The sequence below is a fragment of the Wolbachia endosymbiont (group B) of Horisme vitalbata genome, from assembly GCF_964028625.1.
In the GTDB taxonomy this organism is placed as follows: domain Bacteria; phylum Pseudomonadota; class Alphaproteobacteria; order Rickettsiales; family Anaplasmataceae; genus Wolbachia.
On record NZ_OZ034797.1, the window covers coordinates 1,031,837 to 1,053,858 of the forward strand.

The 22,022-nt window shown below is 34.2% G+C and carries 22 protein-coding genes, 1 tRNA gene and 2 pseudogenes; 18 read left to right on the forward strand and 7 right to left on the reverse strand.

What is annotated here, in order from left to right:
• A pseudogene (locus ABWU56_RS05015) lies at nucleotides 1-821 on the forward strand (IS630 family transposase).
• 25 nt (nucleotides 822-846) lie between these two features.
• On the opposite strand, the gene ABWU56_RS05020 reads toward ABWU56_RS05015, so the two are convergent.
• Both ABWU56_RS05020 and ABWU56_RS05025 read right to left on the reverse strand, forming a co-directional pair.
• Complete coding sequence (locus tag ABWU56_RS05020; RefSeq protein ID WP_353281964.1) at nucleotides 847-1,002, reverse strand: type II toxin-antitoxin system RelE family toxin; 156 nt, start codon at nucleotides 1,000-1,002, stop codon at nucleotides 847-849.
• Between the two features lie 131 nt (nucleotides 1,003-1,133).
• Nucleotides 1,134-1,325 carry a hypothetical protein gene (locus ABWU56_RS05025; RefSeq protein WP_353281203.1) on the reverse strand — a complete coding sequence of 64 codons (192 nt, stop codon included), beginning with the start codon at nucleotides 1,323-1,325 and terminating at the stop codon, nucleotides 1,134-1,136.
• Nucleotides 1,326-1,521: 196 nt separating this feature from the next.
• Between ABWU56_RS05025 and ABWU56_RS05030 the strand changes: the two genes are divergently transcribed.
• The 3 genes from ABWU56_RS05030 (at nucleotide 1,522) to ABWU56_RS05040 (ending at nucleotide 3,145) form a co-directional block, all read left to right on the forward strand.
• On the forward strand, nucleotides 1,522-1,881 hold the full coding sequence (locus ABWU56_RS05030; protein ID WP_353281205.1) for a hypothetical protein: 360 nt from the start codon (nucleotides 1,522-1,524) through the stop codon (nucleotides 1,879-1,881).
• A gap of 229 nt (nucleotides 1,882-2,110) precedes the next feature.
• Nucleotides 2,111-2,893: a hypothetical protein gene (locus ABWU56_RS05035; RefSeq protein ID WP_353281206.1), complete on the forward strand. Its 783-nt coding sequence runs from the start codon at nucleotides 2,111-2,113 to the stop codon at nucleotides 2,891-2,893.
• A gap of 57 nt (nucleotides 2,894-2,950) precedes the next feature.
• Entirely contained in the window at nucleotides 2,951-3,145 is a 195-nt protein-coding gene (locus ABWU56_RS05040; protein WP_353281208.1) for a hypothetical protein, read from the forward strand.
• Nucleotides 3,146-3,370: 225 nt separating this feature from the next.
• Here ABWU56_RS05040 and alaS read toward each other — a convergent pair whose 3' ends face one another.
• Nucleotides 3,371-5,944 carry an alanine--tRNA ligase gene (gene alaS / locus ABWU56_RS05045; protein ID WP_353281209.1) on the reverse strand — a complete coding sequence of 858 codons (2,574 nt, stop codon included), beginning with the start codon at nucleotides 5,942-5,944 and terminating at the stop codon, nucleotides 3,371-3,373.
• A gap of 218 nt (nucleotides 5,945-6,162) precedes the next feature.
• Here alaS and ABWU56_RS05050 point away from each other — a divergent pair, with 218 nt between their 5' ends.
• From ABWU56_RS05050 to fmt, 6 genes are all read left to right on the forward strand, one after another.
• Nucleotides 6,163-7,119 carry a hypothetical protein gene (locus tag ABWU56_RS05050; protein ID WP_064085574.1) on the forward strand — a complete coding sequence of 319 codons (957 nt, stop codon included), beginning with the start codon at nucleotides 6,163-6,165 and terminating at the stop codon, nucleotides 7,117-7,119.
• A 289-nt stretch (nucleotides 7,120-7,408) separates the two neighbouring features.
• Entirely contained in the window at nucleotides 7,409-8,170 is a 762-nt protein-coding gene (locus ABWU56_RS05055) for a hypothetical protein (RefSeq protein WP_264374978.1), read from the forward strand.
• A 211-nt stretch (nucleotides 8,171-8,381) separates the two neighbouring features.
• Nucleotides 8,382-8,825, forward strand: coding sequence for a PAS domain-containing protein (locus ABWU56_RS05060; RefSeq protein WP_264375720.1), 444 nt, complete (start codon nucleotides 8,382-8,384; stop codon nucleotides 8,823-8,825).
• A 98-nt stretch (nucleotides 8,826-8,923) separates the two neighbouring features.
• The gene (rpmI, locus tag ABWU56_RS05065) at nucleotides 8,924-9,130 is read left to right on the forward strand and encodes a 50S ribosomal protein L35 (protein ID WP_010402777.1); all 207 of its coding nucleotides are present in this window, start codon (nucleotides 8,924-8,926) and stop codon (nucleotides 9,128-9,130) included.
• A gap of 21 nt (nucleotides 9,131-9,151) precedes the next feature.
• The gene (rplT, locus tag ABWU56_RS05070; protein ID WP_063630562.1) at nucleotides 9,152-9,508 is read left to right on the forward strand and encodes a 50S ribosomal protein L20; all 357 of its coding nucleotides are present in this window, start codon (nucleotides 9,152-9,154) and stop codon (nucleotides 9,506-9,508) included.
• 12 nt (nucleotides 9,509-9,520) lie between these two features.
• Entirely contained in the window at nucleotides 9,521-10,420 is a 900-nt protein-coding gene (gene fmt, locus ABWU56_RS05075) for a methionyl-tRNA formyltransferase (RefSeq protein ID WP_064085375.1), read from the forward strand.
• 154 nt (nucleotides 10,421-10,574) lie between these two features.
• On the opposite strand, the pseudogene ABWU56_RS07495 reads toward fmt, so the two are convergent.
• Nucleotides 10,575-10,703, reverse strand: a pseudogene (locus ABWU56_RS07495) (WPE palindromic element domain-containing protein); the annotation flags it as partial.
• A gap of 104 nt (nucleotides 10,704-10,807) precedes the next feature.
• Between ABWU56_RS07495 and purH the strand changes: the two are divergent.
• Nucleotides 10,808-12,328 carry a bifunctional phosphoribosylaminoimidazolecarboxamide formyltransferase/IMP cyclohydrolase gene (gene purH / locus ABWU56_RS05085; protein ID WP_353281211.1) on the forward strand — a complete coding sequence of 507 codons (1,521 nt, stop codon included), beginning with the start codon at nucleotides 10,808-10,810 and terminating at the stop codon, nucleotides 12,326-12,328.
• A 476-nt stretch (nucleotides 12,329-12,804) separates the two neighbouring features.
• Nucleotides 12,805-12,876, forward strand: a tRNA-Asn gene (locus ABWU56_RS05090).
• Nucleotides 12,877-12,963: 87 nt separating this feature from the next.
• Here the strand turns inward: ABWU56_RS05090 and ABWU56_RS05095 are convergent.
• Complete coding sequence (locus ABWU56_RS05095) at nucleotides 12,964-13,698, reverse strand: hypothetical protein (RefSeq protein ID WP_264375703.1); 735 nt, start codon at nucleotides 13,696-13,698, stop codon at nucleotides 12,964-12,966.
• 195 nt (nucleotides 13,699-13,893) lie between these two features.
• On the opposite strand from ABWU56_RS05095, the gene gpmI reads away from it, so the two are divergent.
• Nucleotides 13,894-15,402, forward strand: coding sequence for a 2,3-bisphosphoglycerate-independent phosphoglycerate mutase (gene gpmI / locus ABWU56_RS05100; protein ID WP_353281213.1), 1,509 nt, complete (start codon nucleotides 13,894-13,896; stop codon nucleotides 15,400-15,402).
• Here the strand turns inward: gpmI and ABWU56_RS05105 are convergent.
• Together ABWU56_RS05105 and fabD are read right to left on the reverse strand one after the other, a co-directional pair.
• Nucleotides 15,397-16,143 (reverse strand): hypothetical protein, encoded by a 747-nt coding sequence (locus ABWU56_RS05105; protein WP_007302088.1) that lies wholly within the window; start codon nucleotides 16,141-16,143, stop codon nucleotides 15,397-15,399. The two genes, gpmI and ABWU56_RS05105, sit on opposite strands and share 6 nt — an antisense overlap.
• A 51-nt stretch (nucleotides 16,144-16,194) precedes the next feature.
• Nucleotides 16,195-17,163 carry an ACP S-malonyltransferase gene (gene fabD, locus ABWU56_RS05110; RefSeq protein WP_353281965.1) on the reverse strand — a complete coding sequence of 323 codons (969 nt, stop codon included), beginning with the start codon at nucleotides 17,161-17,163 and terminating at the stop codon, nucleotides 16,195-16,197.
• Nucleotides 17,164-17,288: 125 nt separating this feature from the next.
• Here fabD and rpmE point away from each other — a divergent pair, with 125 nt between their 5' ends.
• From rpmE to ABWU56_RS05135, 5 genes are all read left to right on the forward strand, one after another.
• Nucleotides 17,289-17,501, forward strand: a complete 213-nt coding sequence (gene rpmE / locus ABWU56_RS05115; RefSeq protein WP_006013575.1) for a 50S ribosomal protein L31 — start codon at nucleotides 17,289-17,291, stop codon at nucleotides 17,499-17,501.
• Nucleotides 17,502-17,522: 21 nt separating this feature from the next.
• Nucleotides 17,523-18,308 (forward strand): NAD kinase, encoded by a 786-nt coding sequence (locus ABWU56_RS05120; RefSeq protein WP_010402806.1) that lies wholly within the window; start codon nucleotides 17,523-17,525, stop codon nucleotides 18,306-18,308.
• Nucleotides 18,309-18,391: 83 nt separating this feature from the next.
• Nucleotides 18,392-19,900, forward strand: coding sequence for a hypothetical protein (locus tag ABWU56_RS05125; RefSeq protein ID WP_353281215.1), 1,509 nt, complete (start codon nucleotides 18,392-18,394; stop codon nucleotides 19,898-19,900).
• Nucleotides 19,901-19,998: 98 nt separating this feature from the next.
• Nucleotides 19,999-21,015, forward strand: a complete 1,017-nt coding sequence (locus ABWU56_RS05130) for a Fe(3+) ABC transporter substrate-binding protein (protein WP_007302093.1) — start codon at nucleotides 19,999-20,001, stop codon at nucleotides 21,013-21,015.
• Between the two features lie 80 nt (nucleotides 21,016-21,095).
• Nucleotides 21,096-21,983 carry an aspartate carbamoyltransferase catalytic subunit gene (locus ABWU56_RS05135; protein ID WP_264375708.1) on the forward strand — a complete coding sequence of 296 codons (888 nt, stop codon included), beginning with the start codon at nucleotides 21,096-21,098 and terminating at the stop codon, nucleotides 21,981-21,983.
• Nucleotides 21,984-22,022 lie beyond the last annotated feature (39 nt).

The window sequence follows — 22,022 nt, forward strand, 5'->3', positions numbered from 1 at the left end:
ATGCCAGTAGCAAATAGTTATGACTTAAGAAAAAAGGTAATGGAAGCATTGGATGAAGGAGAGAGTGGAGAAACTGTTGCCAAGAGATTTAAGACCGGAAAAACAACTTTATATGAGTGGAAGAAAAGACGTGAGAAAACGGGAGATTTTCAGTCAAAAAAGCCTGGAAGCGTGGCATAAAATTACCGACTGGAATGCATTTGCCGAATTTGCAAATGAGCAAGGTGGCAAAACTCAGTCAGAGATGCTGGGGCAATATTAGTAGACAAACAATTCATCGAGCACTTAAAAATATAGGATTCACAAGAAAAAAAAGACCTACGGATATAAAGAAAGAAATGAAGAAAAGCGAGCTCAATTTTCAAAGGTTATAGCAACAAAAGAACCTAAAGAATTAGTGTATATAGATGAGTCTGGACACTGAACCTATGGGTATTGCCAGAAAGGACAGCGGTTTTATGCCCTAAAATCTGGGAAGAAAACTCAACGAATTAGCATGGTTGCAGCCTTAAGTGGAAGAAAAATAATTGCTCCGTTAACCTTTGAAGGCCACTGCAATATGGATATCTTTAATAAATGGTTTGAGCAGTTTCTGACACCGATTTTGGAACCTGGACAAACTGTTATCCTTGATAATGCTACTTTTCATAAGTCTAATAAGATTTGCTAAAGGAGTTGGTGCAGAAATTTTATATCTTCCTCCATATTCTCCAGATTTTAACAAAATTGAACATTATTGGTTTGCTATAAAAAACAGAACCAGGAAAAACATTCCTTTATTCAAATCTTTTCGTCATGCTGTCGATTCTTCTTTCTTATGACCTTTTTGGACTATTATGGGAAGGGCTATACTTTCAAAGCTTTCTCGTAAATGGTGTCTCTATGTCCTATTGTAACGATAGTTACTTCATGTTTTGTGGTGTCTGCACAATACATAATACGGTAATCGCCAACTCTTAGTCTTCTGAACCCTTTAAAGCTATGGTATAAAGGTTCACCAATGGATCGATTGTCAGTCGCTCATTTATTGCATCTACAGCTCTTGACCGTACTTTTTTTGGAAGACTTGGAAGATCTTTTTCAAGAACACTGTCTAGGAAGATAATAGTGTATTCCAATCCACGTCCTCACTTTTAGTTTTTTTTTTCATTTTCAATATCATATTGATCAGCAACCACAGATAATAAAAAATCTTCCATTTCACTATCTATTGCTTCTCTGAGTAGTTTTTCTGCTAATGCTTGAGCAGGTTGCTTAGTAAGTTCAGATAATTCAGCAAGATGCTGTAAAGTTTCTTTACTGAAAGCTAAATTAGCGTTTGCCATAAGTTTTACCAAGTTCTACTACTGCACAATTATACAACATTTTCATGAAATTTTCAATAAAGAATTGTTAAGGTGAAGAGGAAGGAGGGCTGTATAATTTGTTTTAACTTTCGTAAAAGCTGTATTGGAAAGTAATATACTATTATTAATATTTATATATTAAAATTGTATTAATTTTTTAATTAAGGAGAATATTATGTATTTTGCTACTGATGATAAAGAAAGTTTGAAAGAATATGAGGGAAATTTGGAGAAAGCTTATTATGAGACAGTTAATCGACTTAACGATTGTCACAGATGGTGTGAAAGAGAGTACCCTAATTGGTATAAATTGGCTCGTCGATCAATCTGCAAGGAAGATTGTAATGAGGGTCTCACCCCTCTACAAATAAAGTGTAGCTATCAATGTATGGAAGGTATTTTTAAAAAAGTAAATAAAGAATGCGCTGATAAATGTATCCGAGATTCTTATTCACAAAAAGATTTTTTACAAAACGCAACAATTAATGATGTAAATACACCAGAAGATATTTCACACTACGATATACTCGGCTAAGTGTGAGGCTTCTTTTGTCTCTCGAAATTTTCAATAAAGAATTATATCGGGAGAATGGATCAGGAAGAAGGGCTGTATAATGTATATTACTTGTTTTAATTTTCGTAAAAAAAATATATTGACAGATTATGGTAGATTGCTTATATACCAGCATTGGCTTTTGCTGGTTAAGGAGAAATGACACATACTAAGTATAGTATTGCAAGACATTATTAGGAATAGAGAGGGTATGCCAGCCGCTGGCTACTGGATGTATTTCTATGACAAGAAGAGTCCTACAACTCTTCGTCATGACTATTACAAAAATAAAGAAGGAAATGTCGTACCAGCACCAAATCCTCTGCAACTTGATGAAAATGGTACATTGCCCCACAAACTCTACTATTTTGTTGACGTAGACGACCCCGAAGATCGTTACATCGTAGAGCTGAAGTGCTGTTACGGCAATGCTGCAGTTCCTGAGATTGTTTTTCAAGACCTTCCGTATTTTCAGGAGCAGCGCAGCGCTGATCCAACTAGCGCTATCATATCTGACAATTTGTTTATCGATGGGCAGTTTAATATTGGTCTCCAAATCGATGATCGAGGTCAGGGACCTGGGTATGTTTTACCTCAGTTTTCACAAGTGCCAATTGCTCGACTTTCATGGCAGTTCGTAAGATCTTATGCCGATTCGGTACCAATACAAGATAGAACTGATATCGATAGGGTTTTCATTAAAGACATTACCGAGGCTGAACGAATCGATGAAGGCAATCCTCGTTTTTATTTGAACGTTATTTGTGAAAAGCCTAATGAGAAAAATCCACCTCTTGAGAAAGCGATAGTATTTAAAAACTCTAATGCTCTATGGAGCGTTATTTCTCAGTCACTGAAGCTCAAGTTCTATGCTTGGAGAGGGGGTGATGATATAGTTGTTAAATTACTGGCAATTATGAATCAAATGCTAGGCGGACTTAGTCAAGGTATTGGTAGAAATTTGGTTTATGAAAAGCAATTATACCAGTATTAATATTATATTAATACTAATATATTAGAATTGTGTATTAAGTTTTTTTAGGAGAATAATATGTCATACCTTCCAATAATACCTAAAGTTCTAGAAAATAAAGATTATAAAGTAACATCAGGTCTGTTAGTAAGGATTCTGAAGCAAATCGGAAAAAATTTAGAAACATTCGATAGTAGGATCACAGAACTAGAAAATTTGAATAATATGGAACATGCATTCTCTTCTTCAACAGAAGATTTCGCATTGTTTTAATATGATCATTTTATGATAAGGCGATAAATGATTGCTGATTAATTAAATGTTATAGCCTTTCTTATAATAGTTCGAACGTGATAAGATATGTATTTATGTCGATAGTAGGCCAGTAGCGTATTACGATACGTTCGGATTATTGTGAAAAAAGCTATAAGTCTTCTCTACCCCTATTTGCATAATACCTTCGTTCACGGTTAAAAGATACCGAGGTAGTAGGGTGTATTAGTTTTTGCAAGCTGTTATTTTGCTATGGATTGCTGTAATGGCATCATCTATTTTATTGTTATCACAGCCTGTTTGGGCAAGTTCGGCATTTCCACCGCAATCCCTTCTGGTTACAGTAGATACTAGCTCTTTTGCATTGATCTTATTAGTTAAATCTTTACTTACTTTGACAATCAAAACTGTTTTATCCTTTTCTGTTACCATGAAGGCTATTACAGTTTTCGGTTTTTGTTGCTGTAGAGCAAATTCCCTTATTATACTTCCTGGAACGTTATTGAAAGTGTGGCTTACGAAATTTATTCCATTTATTTCGGTACTTTTTACAGTTTCTACACTGATAAGCTTTTTATAAAGATTTTTTATTTTGACTTCAAATTCTTTTCGCTCCTGGCTTAAAATACTGAGTCGATTTATTATTTCATTTACTGGTGCTTTTACGCATTCTGCAACTTTTTTTAAGCTAATTTCGTTATTGCGTACATAATTAATTGCTTCTTGACCGGTTAAAGCTTCAATTCTTCTTACTCGAGATGCAACGGAACATTCTGCTGCTATCTTAAACAAACCAATTTCTCCGGTACGCTCCACGTGTGTACCACCACATAATTCTTTTGAATCTCCAATTTTTACAACCCTAACATTATCACCATATTTTTCACCAAATAAGGCCATCGCTCCTTCGTCTATTGCCTCATCCATACCTTGAACTTTTGTGGACGTAGAAAGATTTTCTCTGATTAGAGAGTTTACTATATCTTCTACTGAAGACAGCTGATCCTGAGTGACTGGCTTATTGTGACTAAAGTCAAATCTTAGTCTATTTGGTGCGACTAGAGAACCTTTTTGAGTAACGTGATCACCTAAGATTTTTCTGAGTGCAAAGTGTAGAAGATGTGTAGCTGAATGATTTCTTCTTAAGTCTTGTCTTCTTTTTTTATTAATACTAGCTGTAACTGTGTTACCTTTACAAATTGAGCCGACGCACCTGTGCAAATACAAGTCATTAATCTTGTTGGTATTTTCGACTGTTACCATACTTCCATCAGACTGTATAAGATTTCCAATATCTCCCACTTGTCCACCTGACTCTCCATAAAAAGGTGTTTTATCAAGTATAATAGTTATCTTTTCTCCTTCTTTTGCAGAATCAATTACTTCATTTTTAGAGGAAATTATTGCGAGTACTGTTGCATCCTTTACTTCATCACGTTCATAACCAACAAATTCCGTTTTGCCAAACTGATCGATTAAATTAAACCATACTTGTTCAACAGATTTTTCGCCAGATCCAGACCAATTAGCACGTGCTCTTTCTTTTTGCTCTTTCATTGCATTATCAAAACCTTTTTGGTCAAAATTTATTTTCCTTTCTTTCAAAATATCAAGTGTGATATCCAAAGGAAATCCATAAGTGTCATATAGTTTGAATGCTGATTCTCCAGATAGAGTGTCACCTGATTTTAAATCTGCAGTGAATTTGTCCAAGAGATTAATACCTTTCATCAAAGTATCTTTAAAGTTTTCTTCCTCTGATTTTAACGTTGTTTCTATTAAGCTTTTAGCTCTGATTAGCTCTGGATAAGCATCTCCCATATAAGCCAAACTTGTGCCATCTATGAGTGCAGGAAAAACAAGGTTCAATAGAGAATCATTATATCCAAGTAGGTGGATATAACGTACTGCTCTCCTGATCAATCTGCGTAGTACATAATTTCTTCCTTCATTTCCAGGAAGCACTCCTTCTGCGATGAGAAATGCAGCTGCACGAAGGTGATCTGCGATAATCTTATGAGCTACTTTATTTTCCGTATTTCCACAGTACTCTTGCGATTTACTTACCAGAGCAGAAAATAGGTCAATATCATAGTTATCATGAACGTTCTGCATAACAGCTGCTATTCTTTCAAGGCCCATTCCGGTATCGATGCATTTTTTTGGTAATTTTTGTAAATTACCTTCTTCATCTTTATTAAATTCCATGAACACCAGGTTCCAAATTTCAACAATTCTGTCGTCTTCATGTAAAGCGGAATTTCCATGATCGTAAAAGATTTCAGAACATGGGCCACATGGACCAGTATTGCCCATGCTCCAAAAGTTATCATCTGTTGTAATTCTTATGATTTTATCATCTGAAAAGCCACTTATCTTACGCCAAATTTCATATGCTTCATCATCAGTGTGGTAAACAGTTATGGATAGTCTGTTTTTATCAAGAGACAATTCTTCAGTAATAAATTTCCACGCAAATTCTATCGCAGTTTCTTTAAAGTAATCACCAAAGCTAAAATTTCCGAGCATTTCAAAAAATGTGTGATGCCGAGATGTATAGCCAACATTTTCAAGATCATTGTGTTTACCACCTGCTCTGAGACACTTTTGACTTGAGACGGCACGTTTCATTTCAGTTTTTTGCGTGCCGGTAAAGATGTTTTTGAACTGTACCATACCAGCATTTGTAAACATGAGTGTTGGATCATGCTCTGGAATCAAAGGAGAAGAAGGAACTTGCTCATGATTATTATTTACAAAAAATTTTATAAATCTTTCTCTAATTTCGTTTAGCTTCATCGTTTTTACTGAGGTTATCTATGCATAATAAGTTGTAACAGAAGTAAAATCAATTTATCAATCTAAATATTAATATATACATTACTTAGTATAATAAAGGTAACTTTTACATAAAAATTTTAATAAAAAGATATAGGTTTAAATATTTTATCCACTAACATAGAGAAGTATTTGTTAATTCAAATAATACTTTTATTAATTCATTTAAGGAGTGTGAAATGCCAAAAAAATTCCAAAACACTAAGAATAGCATGCGAAAGAGAGAAACAACAAATAAGCAGGAGATGGATGGTCCAACAATTAGAATTGTATCTGACTTGGAAAGTATAAAACAAAACAGAAGAGTAGAATTTTTAATTAAAGGAGAGAATTTAACAGTAAAAGACCTCTCTATATCTTCTAGAGCAGCTGAGATAGGCTTGGTTACAGGAATAGTAAATTCAATAGACATTCCTCAAGCAATTCGTGAATCGACAATAGATGGAATTATTTTAGGTCTTAAGAGTGGAGAAATAGAAAAAGGTAAAGAATATAATTATAGAGAATTTAAGAAAATATATCTAAAAAACCTTGTAGATGAATTGGGTAAGGATAGTTCAAAAAAGCTAAAAGAAAGAACTGATGAAAATAGCCAATTGAGAGAATCTACTACTGAAGAAATTGATTATCAGATGCAGGAAGATGTAACTATCGAATCAGCTTCTTTAACAAAACAAGAATTCGATTTTGCATCAAGCAAAGTAACTACTAAAGAGATTAATGACGTAATAAATGAAATAGAAGAATCAAATGCTAGTTATGGAATTACTCCTGAAGATATAAGTAGTGTTTCCCGTTTTGATAGTAATTCACAAGAAGTGTTAGATCATTCTATATTTAATAGCACAGATGTGGAAGGGCCTAAATTACCCGAAATAAATGGAGGACAGTATATAGGAATAGCAGGGATTGCTGGTGGTATATTGGGTGGAGTGCTAGCAGTAGCTTTTGCAGGATTAGGATACTTTGTATGGCATAGAAAAAATAGGGAAGGTAGCTACGATGTTGAAAAAGCGATGAAAAACCTTCCTGAACAAGCTCAACTTGAGCATTCCGGATCTACATCAGAAATAGAATCTTTGCTCAGCAATGCTACATCGGTAGCACATCTATCTTCTCAGATTAGTGTCGAGTAAGATTCCAGAGTTTGATGGCACAACAGTGCCATCAACTTAGCTCTTACAGCACTTATATGCTCTGGAACCAAAGGAGAAGAAATTTTCCTGTCTTACAAAAAATTTTATAACTCTTTCTCTAATTTTATATCGTTTTTACTAAGGTATAATAAATTGCAATGAGAAATTCAGATATTAATATATGTATTATTTAGTATAATAAAAATATAAAAATCTTAGTGAAAAGATGTGGACTTAAATAATTTATCTTTTATACATAAGGAAATATTGGTCAGCTTGGGGGTCATATATGTCAAGAAGATTTAAAAATACTGTAGGAAAAAAAAGATCAATCAATAAGGAAAAAAGGAATAGATGGATTAGTATTGAATCAGAATTGCGAGATGTAGAACAAAACAGAACAATATATTTTCTATTGGGAGGAGGTGATTTAAAACTTAAGTATGTATGTATGCTTGACGATACATCTTATCGTATTCTTGTTGCTGAAGGAGAAATAGTGCATGCAGAAAATCCAAAAGTGATGATTGATGATATTGTTTCTGATCTCAAGAGTGGAAAAATACGAAGTTATAAAAGATATAATGCCAAAGAGTTTTATGAAAAGTATCTCAAAGAGTTTTTGAGTAATGAGAACTTGCAAAAGCTGGAAGCTGGTGATATTGAAAATACAACAGCAGAACTACCAAACTTAAAACAAGTAATGGAAGAAATGAAAAAATCAAACGCTAGCAATGGAATTACAATGCGAAATATAGAAAGTGTTCAAAATACGACGAATATTTTGGGTAATCCTATGATTCATGATACAAACTTGAGAGAGTTTAAATTATTGGAAACACCTTCAAACGAGAAAAATAATATAGTGTTCACAGTAGGTATGTTAGCAGTAACAGTAGCTTTGGTAGCAGCTATCGCAGCAGCTGTACCATTTAAATGTTGGTTTTATAATAGAAAAAATAAAAGCCATAGTAGTGCTAAGGAAGAAACTCCATCTAGTTATTTATTAAGTGCAATAACTTTAGAAAGTGGAACTAATTCTATTCGTTAGCCAAAATATTGCAAAAATAGAATTTTTTTATTATTTTTTTACAGTTTCCTCATTTAATAATTTTTATGCTCTAATTATTATACTTAATTTATCATTACCTGTTGTGTAAACAGGATGAGAATTTTCAATAATCTACATCCTTTAGTAAGAAAAAATCAATACATTCACGATAAATTTACCTCATATCTGTGTTTTATATGTGGAATTTCGAATGGAAAATTATGCAGGCAAAGAAAGAAGAATAGTGAATATAGTTACTCAACATTGGAGTGATATAAAAGGATCAGATAGAGAATGGCCAGAAAGACATGAAATAGACACTGCAGAAATCATGGAGTCATGGCAGCATTGTTTTATCATTGAAGTTAAAGATCGAGGTTATATTTGTGAAAATGCAGGAGAAAAAGCTATTGAATTTTATGGTTTTGAAAAAAAGATGTACATCGATAATAAATATGCAATTGATGCACCATTTTTGCGGCTATATAAAATAGATGCAGTTATTGATAAACTTGAGACTATAATAGAAAGTAAATGCCCAATTAACGAAGAGGAAGAAAGTGAAAGTGTTAAAATGAGACAAGTATTGTTGCCAATTGGAGATAAAGAAGGTATAACACATATACTGGGTGTGATTACATTCAAGCTGCTTTAAAATACAATTTTAATTTGATTTTTTAATAAAGTTATCTATACTCATACTTAATTACTAATAAAGAACTAAATAGTGGTGTTTGTAAATTTGTTTAGAATATGACGAAAATAAAATTAAAAACCAAATCTTCTGTCAAAAAGCGCTTTCACCTTACAGCTAAGGGTAAAGTCATCTCTACTCAGTCAGGTAAAAGACATGGTATGGTAAAGAGAAGTAAATCTAATATTCGTAATCAGCGTGGTACGACGATTCTTAGTAAATCTGACTCGCGTATAGTTAAGCTTTATATGCCTTATGGTATTTAACAAAATGGAGGTAAAATAAAAATGGCTCGAGTAAAACGTGGAGTCACTACTCATGCTCGTCATAAAAAAATATTGAAACTAGCAAAGGGTTATAGAGGACGGGCAAAAAATTGTTATAGAATTGCATTACAAAGAGTTGAAAAAGCACTCCAATATGCTTACAGAGACAGAAGAACCTGTAAACGTGATTTTCGTGGTTTGTGGATAATACGTATTAATGCAGCAGTAAGAGAACATGGACTTACTTACGGTAGATTTATGCATGGTCTTAAACTTGCTGAAATTGATTTAAATAGGAAAATTCTTGCTGAGATGGCTGTTAATCATAAGGATGATTTTGCTAAATTAATAGAAATTGTAAATAGTAAGTTAGCTTAAAGCAAAAACACCATGAGAATTATTTTCATGGGGTCACCGGAGTTTGCTGTTGGTGCGTTAAACTTACTATTGAAATTACAGAGTGAAATAGTAGCAGTATATACCAAAGCTCCAAAACCTTCTGGACGTGGGCAGAGGTTAACAAAATCCCCAGTACACATCGTTGCTGAAAAAAGTGACATAGAGGTATGTACTCCTGCCTCTTTAAAATCTTCGATAGAGCAAGAAAAGTTTGGAAATTTTAAGCCAGACGTTGCAGTTGTTGCTGCGTATGGATTGATACTTCCAAAAGAAATTTTAAATATTCCCAAATATGGTTGTATTAATATTCATCCATCATTGCTGCCTAGGTGGCGCGGTGCAGCTCCGATACAGCACACAATTTTAGCCGGAGATCAAGAAACCGGAGTTAGCATTATGCAGCTAGATGAAGGATTAGATTCTGGCCCTATTTTAAAACAGAAAAAATTTCTTATTGAAAAAAGCGATAATTATAAGACGTTGTATGATAAATTGTCTGAATTAGGTAGTGATTTACTGCTGAAAGTACTAAACGAAATTGAAAAGCAAGTTCCCTTAAAACAGAGCGATAACGATGCGTGCTATGCTGACAAAGTAAAAGACTATAAAATTTACGCAAGTGACGCCTGTGAAATTGCTTATAGAAAGGTTAAAGCATTTTATCCAAAAGCATTCATTAAGGTAGAGAACAAACGTATCAAGATACTTGATGCTGAATTTGAAGCCTTCACTTCAGGACAAGGTGAGATCATTAATGATAATATGCATATAAGTTTAAAAGGTGGTACTTTAATTCCTAAAGTTGTACAAATGGAAGGAAGAAATCCTTGCGATATTAAAGATTTTGTTCGTGGCTTAAAATCAAGTTTAACAAAAAAATTTATAGAATAGACTACTTTGAAAGGAGGGTGAGGAGAGCTAAAGCAACTTCTACAATTTGGTATTCCGCTGCTTGTTAGCGGAATCTACAACAAGATACCGCGTTTTGGTGTACGAACATTGCAATTTGCAGGTAATTTGAGTAGTAGATGGTGTCATTCCAGTCTGGAATCCAGTTTCTATTGTACAGCCACCTGGTGTGTTCATTTAAAGTGAAGTTTTCTGGATCCCAGTGTCTGGGGACTGGGATGACATCTTTCTTGGTCTCTTGTATCACAATGTTCGTACAGCTATGTGCTTGTTAGCGGAATCTACAACGAGATACCGCAGTGGTATGACGTAGTAGCTATATATAGACAAATTTTCTTTTCTTAGATATAATCTTAAGAAACCTTCCATATGAAAATTAAAAGAGCTTTAATATCAGTATACGATAAGACAAATATAATTGAACTTGCATCGTTTTTGATGCAGCAACAAATAGAAATTCTCTCAACAGGGAATACTTATAAAGTGCTATCAGGTGCGGGAATAAAAACGCAAGAAGTTTCAGATTACACACAATTTCCAGAAATACTAGATGGCAGAGTGAAAACTTTACATCCTAAAATTCATGGAGGAATACTCTGTGATCGAAAAAGGCACGAAAAGGAAATGCAGAATCTAGAAATTAAGCCGATAGATCTGCTTATAACTAACTTATATCCATTTTGGAAAACGGTTAATAGCAACTCAAGTGAGAAGCAAATCATAGAACAAATAGATATAGGTGGAGTAGCATTAATTAGAGCTACAGCAAAAAACTTTCATTTCACTTCAGTGATTTCTAGCATTCAAGATTACGAAACACTGAAAGCTGAGATGATCAAAAATAACAATCAGACAACATTAGAATATAGAAAACATCTAGCAACTAAAGCATTTGCTCTGACTGCACAGTATGATTCTAATATTTACAATTGGTTTTTATCACAGGGTAAAAGCAATGAGTTACCAGAGTTTTTTACTTTATATGGATGTAAAGCACAAGGACTCAGATATGGTGAAAATCCTCATCAAAAAGCTGCATTTTATAGCAATCAATTTAGCAAGTATCCACTGGAGAAAATACATGGAAAAGAGTTGAGCTATAATAATATAGTCGACATAGAGTCTGCACTTAACATAATTTCTGAGTTTCAAGAACCTGCAGCAGTGATAATAAAGCACAATAATCCATGTGGCGCTGCTGTTAGTGATAGTGCTTTAAAAGCATATGAAAAAGCTCTATCATGTGATGAAATAAGCAGTTTTGGTGGAATAGTTGCTTTCAATCGGGAGATAGATTTAAAGCTAGCAGAGAAATTAAACGAGATATTTTTGGAAGTGGTGATAGCACCATCGGTAAACAATGAGGCACTAAAAATTTTACAAAAAAAGAAAAATTTAAGAGTGATTATTCATCAATCTCTTCAGCAAAATGCAAAATATCAAATCAAAAATGTTGTTGGCGGGTTCTTAGTGCAAGAAAATAATAACCATACAGTAAAAGTAGAAGAAATAAACCGAGTGACAGAATGCACTACAACAAAAAAAGAGAAAGAAGATCTTATTTTTGCTTGGAAAATATGTAAACATGTAAAATCCAATGCAATAGTGATAGCAAAAGACGGTTGTGCTATTGGCATCGGTGCAGGACAAACAAGCAGAATAGATAGTGTGAATATTGCAGTAAAAAAAGCAGGTGAAAAATGTAAAGGCGCAGCGCTTGCTTCAGATGCATTTTTTCCATTTCCAGATAGTATAGTAGAAAGTGCAAAGCATGGAATTACAGCTATAATTCAGCCAGGTGGCTCATTGAAAGATCAAGAAGTGATAGCAGCTGCAAATGAGAATAAAATTGCCATGTTTTTCACTGATGTTCGTAACTTTCTCCATTAAGCTTTGTATCCTGTCAAAATTATACCCACACAGGGCTTTGTTGCATAGCAGCTTATAGGTATGAAAATTGTAGTAAATTTATGTAGTTACTTTAAACTCAACTATACCTATCTGTAATTGTAAGCTGTACTCTTGAGCTCCTGATGCGATTTATAGCAAATCCTAAAATGCCTTACTGTTTTTCCTTATAGACATTCAGCTTACCTTGTACATTAGTCTATCTGGATGACATTTTACTTTTTCTAGAATATAATAATTCCCTAGAAATTACCCTACTCAATTCTATTGTACCTTGTTTAACATTGAAACATGAGTCTGGAATCTAGAAATTTTTTAAGAACAAAAGTTATTCTAAGTTTTTGTTGGTAAGAAAAACTGAATTACAGCTCCATGCACTGGAATGATATCTAGGTCTAAAGTCTACATAAAAATCGTTTACAATCGGCGTTCAATGTGATAAGTTGAAAGCAGTTTATTCCTCGGTAGCTCAGTGGTAGAGCAGTTGGCTGTTAACCAATTGGTCGCTGGTTCGAATCCGGCCCGGGGAGCACTATTTTATACAATCTGTACATTTCACTTTTAGCACAAAATTCACTACCTTTTTTTTGTCTCTTAAACAGACAAAACGTGTGAAGTTATATAGTTTTAAGGCCTTTACTGTCAAAATGCAAAGATGTCTGCGCTTCACTTAGCTTGCTATCTGGCTCCTCTCCTATTTTTCTTTTATTACATTTCCTTTTTAATTGAGGAAGGACATTTTTTGGCAATGTTTCATCAATACTGCAATAATTGTAAATGAGCGAAGTAAGACGCACCAAATTTCCACTCGCCAAAGTCTGTACATCTCTGTAATTAATGCTGTTATCATATACTTTAAGTGTAATAAGATTTTTAAGATTTCCACTTGCTAAAGCCTCTGCACCTTCATTACTGATTTCATTCCATCCTAAACTCAGTAAAGTAAGCTTTTTAAGGTTTCCACTTGCTAAAGCTTTTGCCCCCCTATCGCCAATTTTATTATCATATAATTTAAGCTCAGTAAGACTTGTAAGATTTCCACTGGCTAAAGCCTCTACACCTTCATCACCAATTTCGTTTCCTCCTAAATCAAGCGAAGTAAGATTTATAAGATTCCCGCTTGCTAAAATCTTTGCACCTTCTGTACCAACATAACTGCAACTTAGATCAAGTGAAGTAAGATGAGAAAGCTGAGCTAATTCTTTTATAACCTCATAATTAATTTTTGAACATCGTAAAATAAGTCTTGTAATGTTTGTATTGCTTTTTAAAAAGTTTACTAATCTATCAACATTAATTATAGCACCTGATGTTGCTAAAGTATTATCCTTTACATATTGACTATAACTCATTTGACCTCACTATTAAAGCTATGCAAGTGTTTTAGTAAACACTTCAGCAACTGTCAATCACTTTAATAAAATATTTTATGAAAAACTTCATATACCATTGCCTCCAAGCAGCTTTTTCTATCTCTTATTTTAACACAAAAGTTGTGAGAAGAGTTTGTTTTTGGTACCATTGAGGGTTTCGATGTTAACTTTTATATGAACTTTAAATCAGTCGTTTTATGTATACTAGATGGCTGGGGTAATGGAATAGAAAATAGTAAATACAATGCTATTAGCAACTCAAATCCACCTTGTTGGCAACATATTAGCTCTAATTATCCAAAGTGCAGTTTATCTGCCTGTGGAACTGATGTTGGATTACCAGAAGGCCAAATAGGCAATTCAGAAGTTGGTCACATGAATATTGGTAGCGGTAGAGTGGTAATGCAAAGCCTTCAGCGTATTAATCAAGCAATCGAAACGATAGAAAATAATGCAAATCTACAGAATTTTATTAATGATCTAAAAAGTAAGAATGGCATATGCCATATAATGGGATTGATATCAGATGGCGGTGTTCATTCGCATCAAAAGCACATTTCAGCTTTAGCAAACAAGATATCACAGCGCGGAATTAAAGTTGTAATACACGCATTTTTAGATGGCAGAGACACACTGCTAAATTCAGGGAAAAGATGCATTCAAGAATTTACAGAAAGCATAAAGGAAAATGATATAAGAATCGCCACTGTCTCTGGGCGTTATTATGCTATGGACCGTGATAATAGGTGGGAAAGAACAATTGAAGCTTATGAAGCCATCGCATTTGCAAAGGCGCCTCGTTATGATGATGCAGTATCGCTTATTGATGAAAATTATCAAAATAATATAACCGATGAATTTATCAGGCCCGCAATAATAGGCGATTATCAAGGTATAAAACCAGAAGATGGATTGCTATTGGCTAACTTTCGTGCTGATCGAATGATACAATTGGCAAGTATTTGTCTTGGTAAAGCAGGCTATACTGAAGTGGCAAAATTCTCTTCAATTTTAAGTATGATGCAATATAAAGCGGACTTAAAAATCCCTTATCTCTTTCCTCCTGAATCTTTTGCCAACACTTTGGGACAGATAATAGAAGACAATAAATTACGGCAACTGCGCATTGCAGAAACTGAGAAATATGCGCATGTGACTTTCTTTTTTAATTGTGGAAGAGAAGAACCTTTTTCTGGTGAAGAAAGAATACTCATTCCTTCACCAAAAGTTAAAACTTATGATTTGCAGCCTAAAATGTCAGCCTTTGAGCTCACAGAAGAACTTGTAAAAAAAATTCATTCTCAAGAATTTGCGCTGATAGTTGTAAACTACGCTAACCCTGATATGGTGGGACACACAGGTAATATAAAAGCAGCCGAGCAAGCTGTGCTCGCTGTAGATGATTGCCTTGCAAAAGTACTCAGCGTTGTCAAAGAAGTGGGTAATACTGCACTCATTGTTACAGCAGACCATGGTAATGTGGAATGTATGTTCGATGAAGAAAATAATACACCTCACACAGCTCACACTTTAAATAAAGTGCCATTTATTATATCTTGTGACAATTTAAAACTAAGAGATGGAAAATTATCTGATATTGCTCCTACTATTTTACAGCTACTTGGACTTAAAAAGCCAAATGAAATGACAGGTAGTTCGTTAGTGCGTTCCATGTTGCTATAACTCTATTGTTAAGGGTTGAGGAAATAAAACACTGTGTATAGAAGATAGCATATCTATTTGCTGCTCTAAATGATCATGCTCAGCTTCCACATTAGAGTACCGAATATTATTCTTCCCTACATATACAGATAAAGAACCATCATCTTCAACTGCTTTGTTATTTTGCAATACTATATTAAAAATTTCTTTCTGTTTTAAAGCATCGAACCAATCTTCAACTGTCGTATAGAAAAACTCACCCGTTCCACTTTCCGGACACACTTCTGGAGAAATCTTTAGCACATCATGAGAAAGTGGTGGAGAAAAATAGCTCTTGAATGAGTAGCTGGGAGAATTGTAGTTATTGTGCAGAGCGATAACGTGATCTTGACCAGGAAGTAAAAAATCTAAAATTCTTTCTGCAAAGTTTCTAACAGCTCTCAAAGCATCTTCTGAAACACTGCCAAACTCTCTTAAGCTAGCTTCTGCACCTACATCATCAAACATGCGATTGGGATCGAATTCATACCGCTCACCATTTAAGTAAAATTCTACATTACGCGGAGTACCATCACCATGAGTAATGTATAGCATTCTTCCACCAAACTGCTGGAGTATATGCTCACCAGCCCCTTTTGAAGTTACTTCATTTTGATGCACATTAATAAAATTGATCCCACTTGTATCGCTACTTTTAATAAAAAGCTTAACCGTGGTATCACCCAACGCTAGATCATATTCTTTAGTGTCGATGTTTGACATTCCGCTGCTATCAATAATCAAAGCAAAAAATAGTACAAATTTTACTTTATGTTAGTTATAAGTTTTTATTTTTAAATTTTTTGCTGTCAACATTAATGATTCATCAAAGAAGCTATTAATATCACCAATACTATCTATATTTTTCACACTGATAGATTGGTCAATTCTTTTAACTAGATTAGATAAAACTTTGTTAGGGCCAACTTCAACAAACTTATTAGTGCCATGGCTTATCATATATAAAACCATCTCTCTCCATCTTACTCTACTTACAACTTGCTTAGCGAGCAAAGCTCTTATGATCTCTGGATCACTTTCTTCCTTAGCTGTAACGTTTGATACAAAAGGAATCGAAGGGCGAGTTATGTTGATGCTTTTTAAAAATTCCAGAAGTTTTTCATCAGCAGGTTTCATAAAAGATGAGTGAAAAGGCCCACTAACTTGTAATTTTATCATTTTCTTGACACTTGAGTTTTTGAATAAATCAGGTAAGACCTCAAGAGCCTCTGCAGTACCACTCACCACTACCTGCCCACCACCATTATCGTTTGCAATTTCACAATCAATTTGAGCTGATTTTAATATACCTTCTACTTCACTTATTTCTGCTCCAAGTAGAGCAAACATTCCACCTTTGCATTTTAGTGAAGCTTCATGCATTGCTTCGCTACGAACTTTTAGCAATTTGACCGCAGACTCAAGCGTCAATGCCCCTGCAGCACACAGCGCTGTATACTCGCCAACTGAATGCCCACAAACATACTGAACATTGTGAAGAGATTTACCAAGCACATGCTCCATAACACGTAGCGTTGCAATTGACACTGCCATTATAGCTGGCTGAGCGTTTTCCGTGATAGTTAATTTCTCAATAGGGCCATTGAAAATCAAATGAGACAGCTTTCTACCCAATACGTCATCTACTTCATCAAATACGTTCCTTGCAACTGAAAATTCATCATACAAGCTCTTTCCCATTCCTACAAATTGGGAGCCCTGACCAGGAAAAGCAAAAATCATAAAAAATTTTTCATTCTTCATTGAGAATACTACTTTATTTATTTTTTGTCAATATTTCACAATAATGATTGACCAAATGAACCAGATTCACTAAAATCTTAGCTGGTAAGAAATTTGTAAGAACAATGGCAGAAATCGATTATCACAAAGTTACTATAGTTATGACAGATGGTCAAGAGTTTGAAACTTATTCCACTTATGGAAAAGAAGGTCAAAGAATAAAGCTTGATAGAGATCCTCTTACTCATCCTGCATGGACTGGAAGTTTGACAAGCGGTTCAGGGGAGAAGGATAGTAAAATAGCTAAGTTTAATGATAAATACGGGAGTCTTTTTTAGTTCCTCCCCTCTTTATTTAACATGTATAAATATAAAAATGTAGGCTATATTGCTTCTTCGCTACCCAAGTCTCAGGAAGTATCTAAACTACTACAGAAACTCAATTTTATCAATATAGCAGAAGCAGGTAAGCATGAAGTTGATCTGCTGATAGTTGTTGGTGGCGATGGTTTTATGCTACGCACCCTACACAACTACGTCATAGGAAATAAAGATATACATGTGTATGGAATAAATACCGGTAACGTCGGATTTTTGATGAATAAATGCTTTGAAGATCTAATTGATCATATAGAACATGCAGTTCCTACTCAGCTAACTTTACTAAAAATGGAAGCCACAGACATAAGTGGCAAAAAACACCATTACATCGCAGTAAATGAAGTGTATGTCTTTAGAAATGCAAATCAAATAGTGGAGATGAATATTACCATTAATGATAAGCTAAAAGTAGAAAAATTCAGAGGAGATGGAATTATATTATCTACCCCAACAGGTAGCACTGCATATAACTTCTCTGCCGGTGGGCCAATCTTACCACTTAATTCAAATTTACTTGCACTGACTTCCATTAATAGCTACTACCCAAGGCGTTGGAATGGAGCGCTAATCTCAAATGATACAATAGTGCAAATTGATATCAATGATGTGAAAAATCGTCCAGCACTTGTAGTATCAGATTACAAGGAATTTCACGACATATCGCAGGTAAAAATACAGAAAGATCACGAAAATACAGTCACTCTACTTTTTGACAAAGATTGCCCTTTGAATGAAAGGATCTTTGATCAGCAGTTCTTATACTAATATTTATTCTTAAATTAGTATTCACTATATCTTAATAACTATAGCGTAATCAACATAACATTGTAATTAATTTTGGAGCGAATATGCCTGGATCAGGAAATAAAGATAAAGTCACACTGGTTTCTCATACAACGGTGAGTGAAAATAGTGCAGCAACTCCACCAATACCAACTCCCAGAACAAGTACTCCAAAAAAAGATGGCAAAAACACAAATCTATTTGAAGAAGCAGAAGAAGCTACCTCGAATAAGCCATCACCTATTCTACCAACTAATCAAGCTTCACAACTTGATGAAACACCCCCTCTCCTTCCGCCAAAAAATCAAGCTTTACGAGATGGAAATTCATTTGATCTTGATACTCAAATACCACTACCTTCTTCTTCTCAAGGAAAAGATGAGCCAACTCATTATACTAAATTGGATTTACCTACTTCAAGTGAGTCAGTTCACGGTGAACCAGGAAGTGCTATTTATGCATCCATAGATAAAAATAAAAAAACTTCGAAAAAGAGTTTAGATAATGGAGTAGATAATCAAAGATTAGAAAGATCGGCTTCTAAAGAGACAGTATTTGATGAAACTTGTAATAGGAATGAAAGTGAAAAAAACCCTTTTGAAAATCTCAGTCAGCATAGCGGTACACCTTCAACTTCTCCGCCATCATACACGAGCAGAAGTAGCTCTCAAGAGTCTTCGCCTACAGATAGGGTGTTTAAACTGCAAAAAAACAGATTCTGGCCCAAAGCGCAGTATGCCATGCAGCAGAAAGGCGTTGTAATTTTTGGTGCGGCCGCTATCGTGCTTGGCACATCTACAGCTTTAGTATATTTACAAGATAAAGCAAAATTTATTGCGTTCTTTACAAACAGTCCGCTCTATACCATCGTACCGATTATTGCAGTTGCTTCATTGTTTGCAATTAGCCCAATGCTGCTTGGAATAAAACAGTTTGTAAATACCAAAGAATATCAAACTCAAGAAAAAAATGCAGATGAAGTTTTAGACAATGTTTTTAGGCGTCAGCCAGAAGGTAAAGTTATAAAGTCTGTAAGACTGGAATATAGCAATGGCACTCATTCAAATTTTGTATTTAATGCTTGGGAATCTAAAAAAGGCTTCGTCAATATTGATGAAAAAGTAATCAGTAAAACTAATAAAATAGAGTCCGTAATTAATAATAGGCCACTATTTACTGCATTATTAACTGGTGTAGTTGCTGCAAATATAGCGCTCCCTTTATTGCTTTATGCAGAAGGTGGTGTTAATAATATACAAAAATTTTACCAAAACCCTTTGACCAATAATATAAGATTATTACCACTTACAGGCTTAGGTATAGTTGCATTATTAGCTGTGTGTGTTGGCGTGCATTACTATAGAAAAACAAATTGCACTAATCTTGTATATTCTGAAGAAACGATTGATCCTAAAAATGTTAATGGGAAATTCATTGAGGAAATAAAACGAGAAAGAACAAATGTTCTTGGAGAAAATCATAACAAAGACGCTAAACGCAGCAGTTTAACGCTTGAGCAGGTTATAGTTCAATCTCACAATTATAAGGATGCTATCTATAGTATAGGTGAATGAAATAAACCTCCTACAATGTCCATTGATTGGAATTTTTACACTTGCTAAGACCTTGCTATTTTGATAGCTTGAGATGATGACAAGGAAGGGGTTTGTTTATGAAAAAAGGTTTAATATTTATATCTTTAGTAGCGGCTTTATTGATAGTCGTTAATTTTTTATATAAAAACAGCGGAATTGATGATTCACAAGTAGTAAACGTTTATTCATCTCGTAAAGAAGAATTAGTACATAGTTTGTTTGATGATTTTACAAAAACCACTGGCATCAAGGTACGTTATATCATTGACGATTATTCCCAATTGCTTTCACGTATGGAAAATGGCGGTGAAGCTGATTTGTTTTTAACTGCAGATGCAGTGAATTTGATTTTAGCCAAAAAAAGAGGGCTCTTATCTCAAGTGGATTCAGAGACTCTAAAAAATGCCATACCTGCAAAATTTAGAGATAATGAAGATTATTGGTTTGGTCTCACAAAAAGAGCTAGAATATTGGTTTACAATAAAGAATCAGTAGATCCTAAGGAATTAAGTACCTATGAAGATTTAGCGAATGAAAAATGGAAAGGGAAAATATTAGTACGCTCTTCCACAAGTCCATATAACCGATCATTGATCGCTTTTATGATTGCAAAAAATGGTTTTGAAAAAACAAAAGAATGGGTGAGTGGAATTGTAAGCAACATGGCAAGAAAACCAAGCGGTGGTGACACAGATCAAATTTATGCTGTAGCCGCTGGTGAAGGCAATGTTGCAATAGTAAATAGCTACTACTTTGCAAGAATCCTTTCATCAGAAAATAAAAAGAATATCACAGAAAAGTTAGGAGCTTTCTTTCCGAGTGATGGTGTAATGGTGAATATTAGTGGTGCAGCAGTAACAAAAAACGCAAAACACAGAGAAAATGCCATAGCTTTATTGGAGTTTTTTGTAAGCAAACAGGCTCAAGAGCTATATGCTAAAAAAAATCAAGAATATCCTATTGTTGAAGGTATTGAAACTTCTGATGTGTTAAAATCTTGGGGAAATTACCTACAAAGTACTCTGCCTATAAGTGAGCTTGAGAAGCATCTCTTTGAGGCTGTTATGATAGCAGATGAATGTAAGTGGAAATAAAATTTTATAGCTTCCTTCTACTTTACTTTAGAGTTGTGTAATTGAAATTAAGAAAGTAGAATAAGCTCAAAAAAGGAGCTATGGACAAGAGAAGGAATTTATTAAATATCTCAGACCTCACAATCGGTGATGTAGAAAATATAACTAAATTAGCCAACCAATACCTTGAAGAAAAAGTTGAAAATAGTCATGTTCTGAAAAATAAAATAGTCATAAACCTATTCTTTGAAGATTCAACACGTACGCTCGCATCTTTTGAAATAGCAGCAAAGAGCCTTGGAGCAAATGTTATAACTTTACCAATAAAATCTTCTTCTATTAACAAAGGGGAAGATCTAAAAGATATGATAAAAACACTAAATGCAATGAATCCTGACTATATGATAATCAGGCATAAAAGTAGTGGTATTATTAATACATTGGCAAAGCATGTCAACTGCTCGCTAATCAACGCAGGCGATGGAAGCAGTGAACACCCAACTCAAGCTCTTGCAGATTATCTCGTAATTATCAGTCATAAAAAGCAAATAAAAAACCTCAAAATTGTGATATGTGGAGATATTTTGCACAGTAGAGTTGCAAGATCAAATATAAGATTGCTAAAAATGTTTGGAGCAAAAATAAGCTTAGTTGCACCACCAGCTTTGATGTGTAAACATTTTTCTGAAGTAGATTCACTTCACTACTCACTAACTGAAGGTATAAAGGATGCTGACGTAATTATGCTTTTAAGGTTGCAAAAAGAGCGCATGAATAATAATTATTCAGAAAAAGAATATTTTCACTTGTATGGACTTGATGCACAAAAACTATCGCACGCAAAACCAGATGCAATTGTTATGCACCCAGGACCAATAAATAGAGGTATCGAAATTAGCAATGATATAGCAGATTGTGTTATTTTACAGCAAGTAAAGTTTGGATTAGCAACGCGTAAGGCAGTACTGCACTATTTAATAAATGTTTAAGTTAAAAATTAATGTTTAAGGAATTTTAGACATAATGAC

What these genes read in the sequence shown, in the direction of transcription:
- ABWU56_RS05025 (WP_353281203.1), bottom strand. Translation starts at nt 1,325, where the DNA reads ATGGCAAACGCTAATTTAGCTTTCAGTAAAGAAACTTTACAGCATCTT.
- ABWU56_RS05030 (WP_353281205.1), top strand. Translation starts at nt 1,522, where the DNA reads ATGTATTTTGCTACTGATGATAAAGAAAGTTTGAAAGAATATGAGGGA.
- ABWU56_RS05035 (WP_353281206.1), top strand. Translation starts at nt 2,111, where the DNA reads ATGCCAGCCGCTGGCTACTGGATGTATTTCTATGACAAGAAGAGTCCT.
- ABWU56_RS05040 (WP_353281208.1), top strand. Translation starts at nt 2,951, where the DNA reads ATGTCATACCTTCCAATAATACCTAAAGTTCTAGAAAATAAAGATTAT.
- alaS (WP_353281209.1), bottom strand. Translation starts at nt 5,944, where the DNA reads ATGAAGCTAAACGAAATTAGAGAAAGATTTATAAAATTTTTTGTAAAT.
- ABWU56_RS05050 (WP_064085574.1), top strand. Translation starts at nt 6,163, where the DNA reads ATGCCAAAAAAATTCCAAAACACTAAGAATAGCATGCGAAAGAGAGAA.
- ABWU56_RS05055 (WP_264374978.1), top strand. Translation starts at nt 7,409, where the DNA reads ATGTCAAGAAGATTTAAAAATACTGTAGGAAAAAAAAGATCAATCAAT.
- ABWU56_RS05060 (WP_264375720.1), top strand. Translation starts at nt 8,382, where the DNA reads ATGGAAAATTATGCAGGCAAAGAAAGAAGAATAGTGAATATAGTTACT.
- rpmI (WP_010402777.1), top strand. Translation starts at nt 8,924, where the DNA reads ATGACGAAAATAAAATTAAAAACCAAATCTTCTGTCAAAAAGCGCTTT.
- rplT (WP_063630562.1), top strand. Translation starts at nt 9,152, where the DNA reads ATGGCTCGAGTAAAACGTGGAGTCACTACTCATGCTCGTCATAAAAAA.
- fmt (WP_064085375.1), top strand. Translation starts at nt 9,521, where the DNA reads ATGAGAATTATTTTCATGGGGTCACCGGAGTTTGCTGTTGGTGCGTTA.
- purH (WP_353281211.1), top strand. Translation starts at nt 10,808, where the DNA reads ATGAAAATTAAAAGAGCTTTAATATCAGTATACGATAAGACAAATATA.
- ABWU56_RS05095 (WP_264375703.1), bottom strand. Translation starts at nt 13,698, where the DNA reads ATGAGTTATAGTCAATATGTAAAGGATAATACTTTAGCAACATCAGGT.
- gpmI (WP_353281213.1), top strand. Translation starts at nt 13,894, where the DNA reads ATGAACTTTAAATCAGTCGTTTTATGTATACTAGATGGCTGGGGTAAT.
- ABWU56_RS05105 (WP_007302088.1), bottom strand. Translation starts at nt 16,143, where the DNA reads ATGTCAAACATCGACACTAAAGAATATGATCTAGCGTTGGGTGATACC.
- fabD (WP_353281965.1), bottom strand. Translation starts at nt 17,163, where the DNA reads ATGATTTTTGCTTTTCCTGGTCAGGGCTCCCAATTTGTAGGAATGGGA.
- rpmE (WP_006013575.1), top strand. Translation starts at nt 17,289, where the DNA reads ATGGCAGAAATCGATTATCACAAAGTTACTATAGTTATGACAGATGGT.
- ABWU56_RS05120 (WP_010402806.1), top strand. Translation starts at nt 17,523, where the DNA reads ATGTATAAATATAAAAATGTAGGCTATATTGCTTCTTCGCTACCCAAG.
- ABWU56_RS05125 (WP_353281215.1), top strand. Translation starts at nt 18,392, where the DNA reads ATGCCTGGATCAGGAAATAAAGATAAAGTCACACTGGTTTCTCATACA.
- ABWU56_RS05130 (WP_007302093.1), top strand. Translation starts at nt 19,999, where the DNA reads ATGAAAAAAGGTTTAATATTTATATCTTTAGTAGCGGCTTTATTGATA.
- ABWU56_RS05135 (WP_264375708.1), top strand. Translation starts at nt 21,096, where the DNA reads ATGGACAAGAGAAGGAATTTATTAAATATCTCAGACCTCACAATCGGT.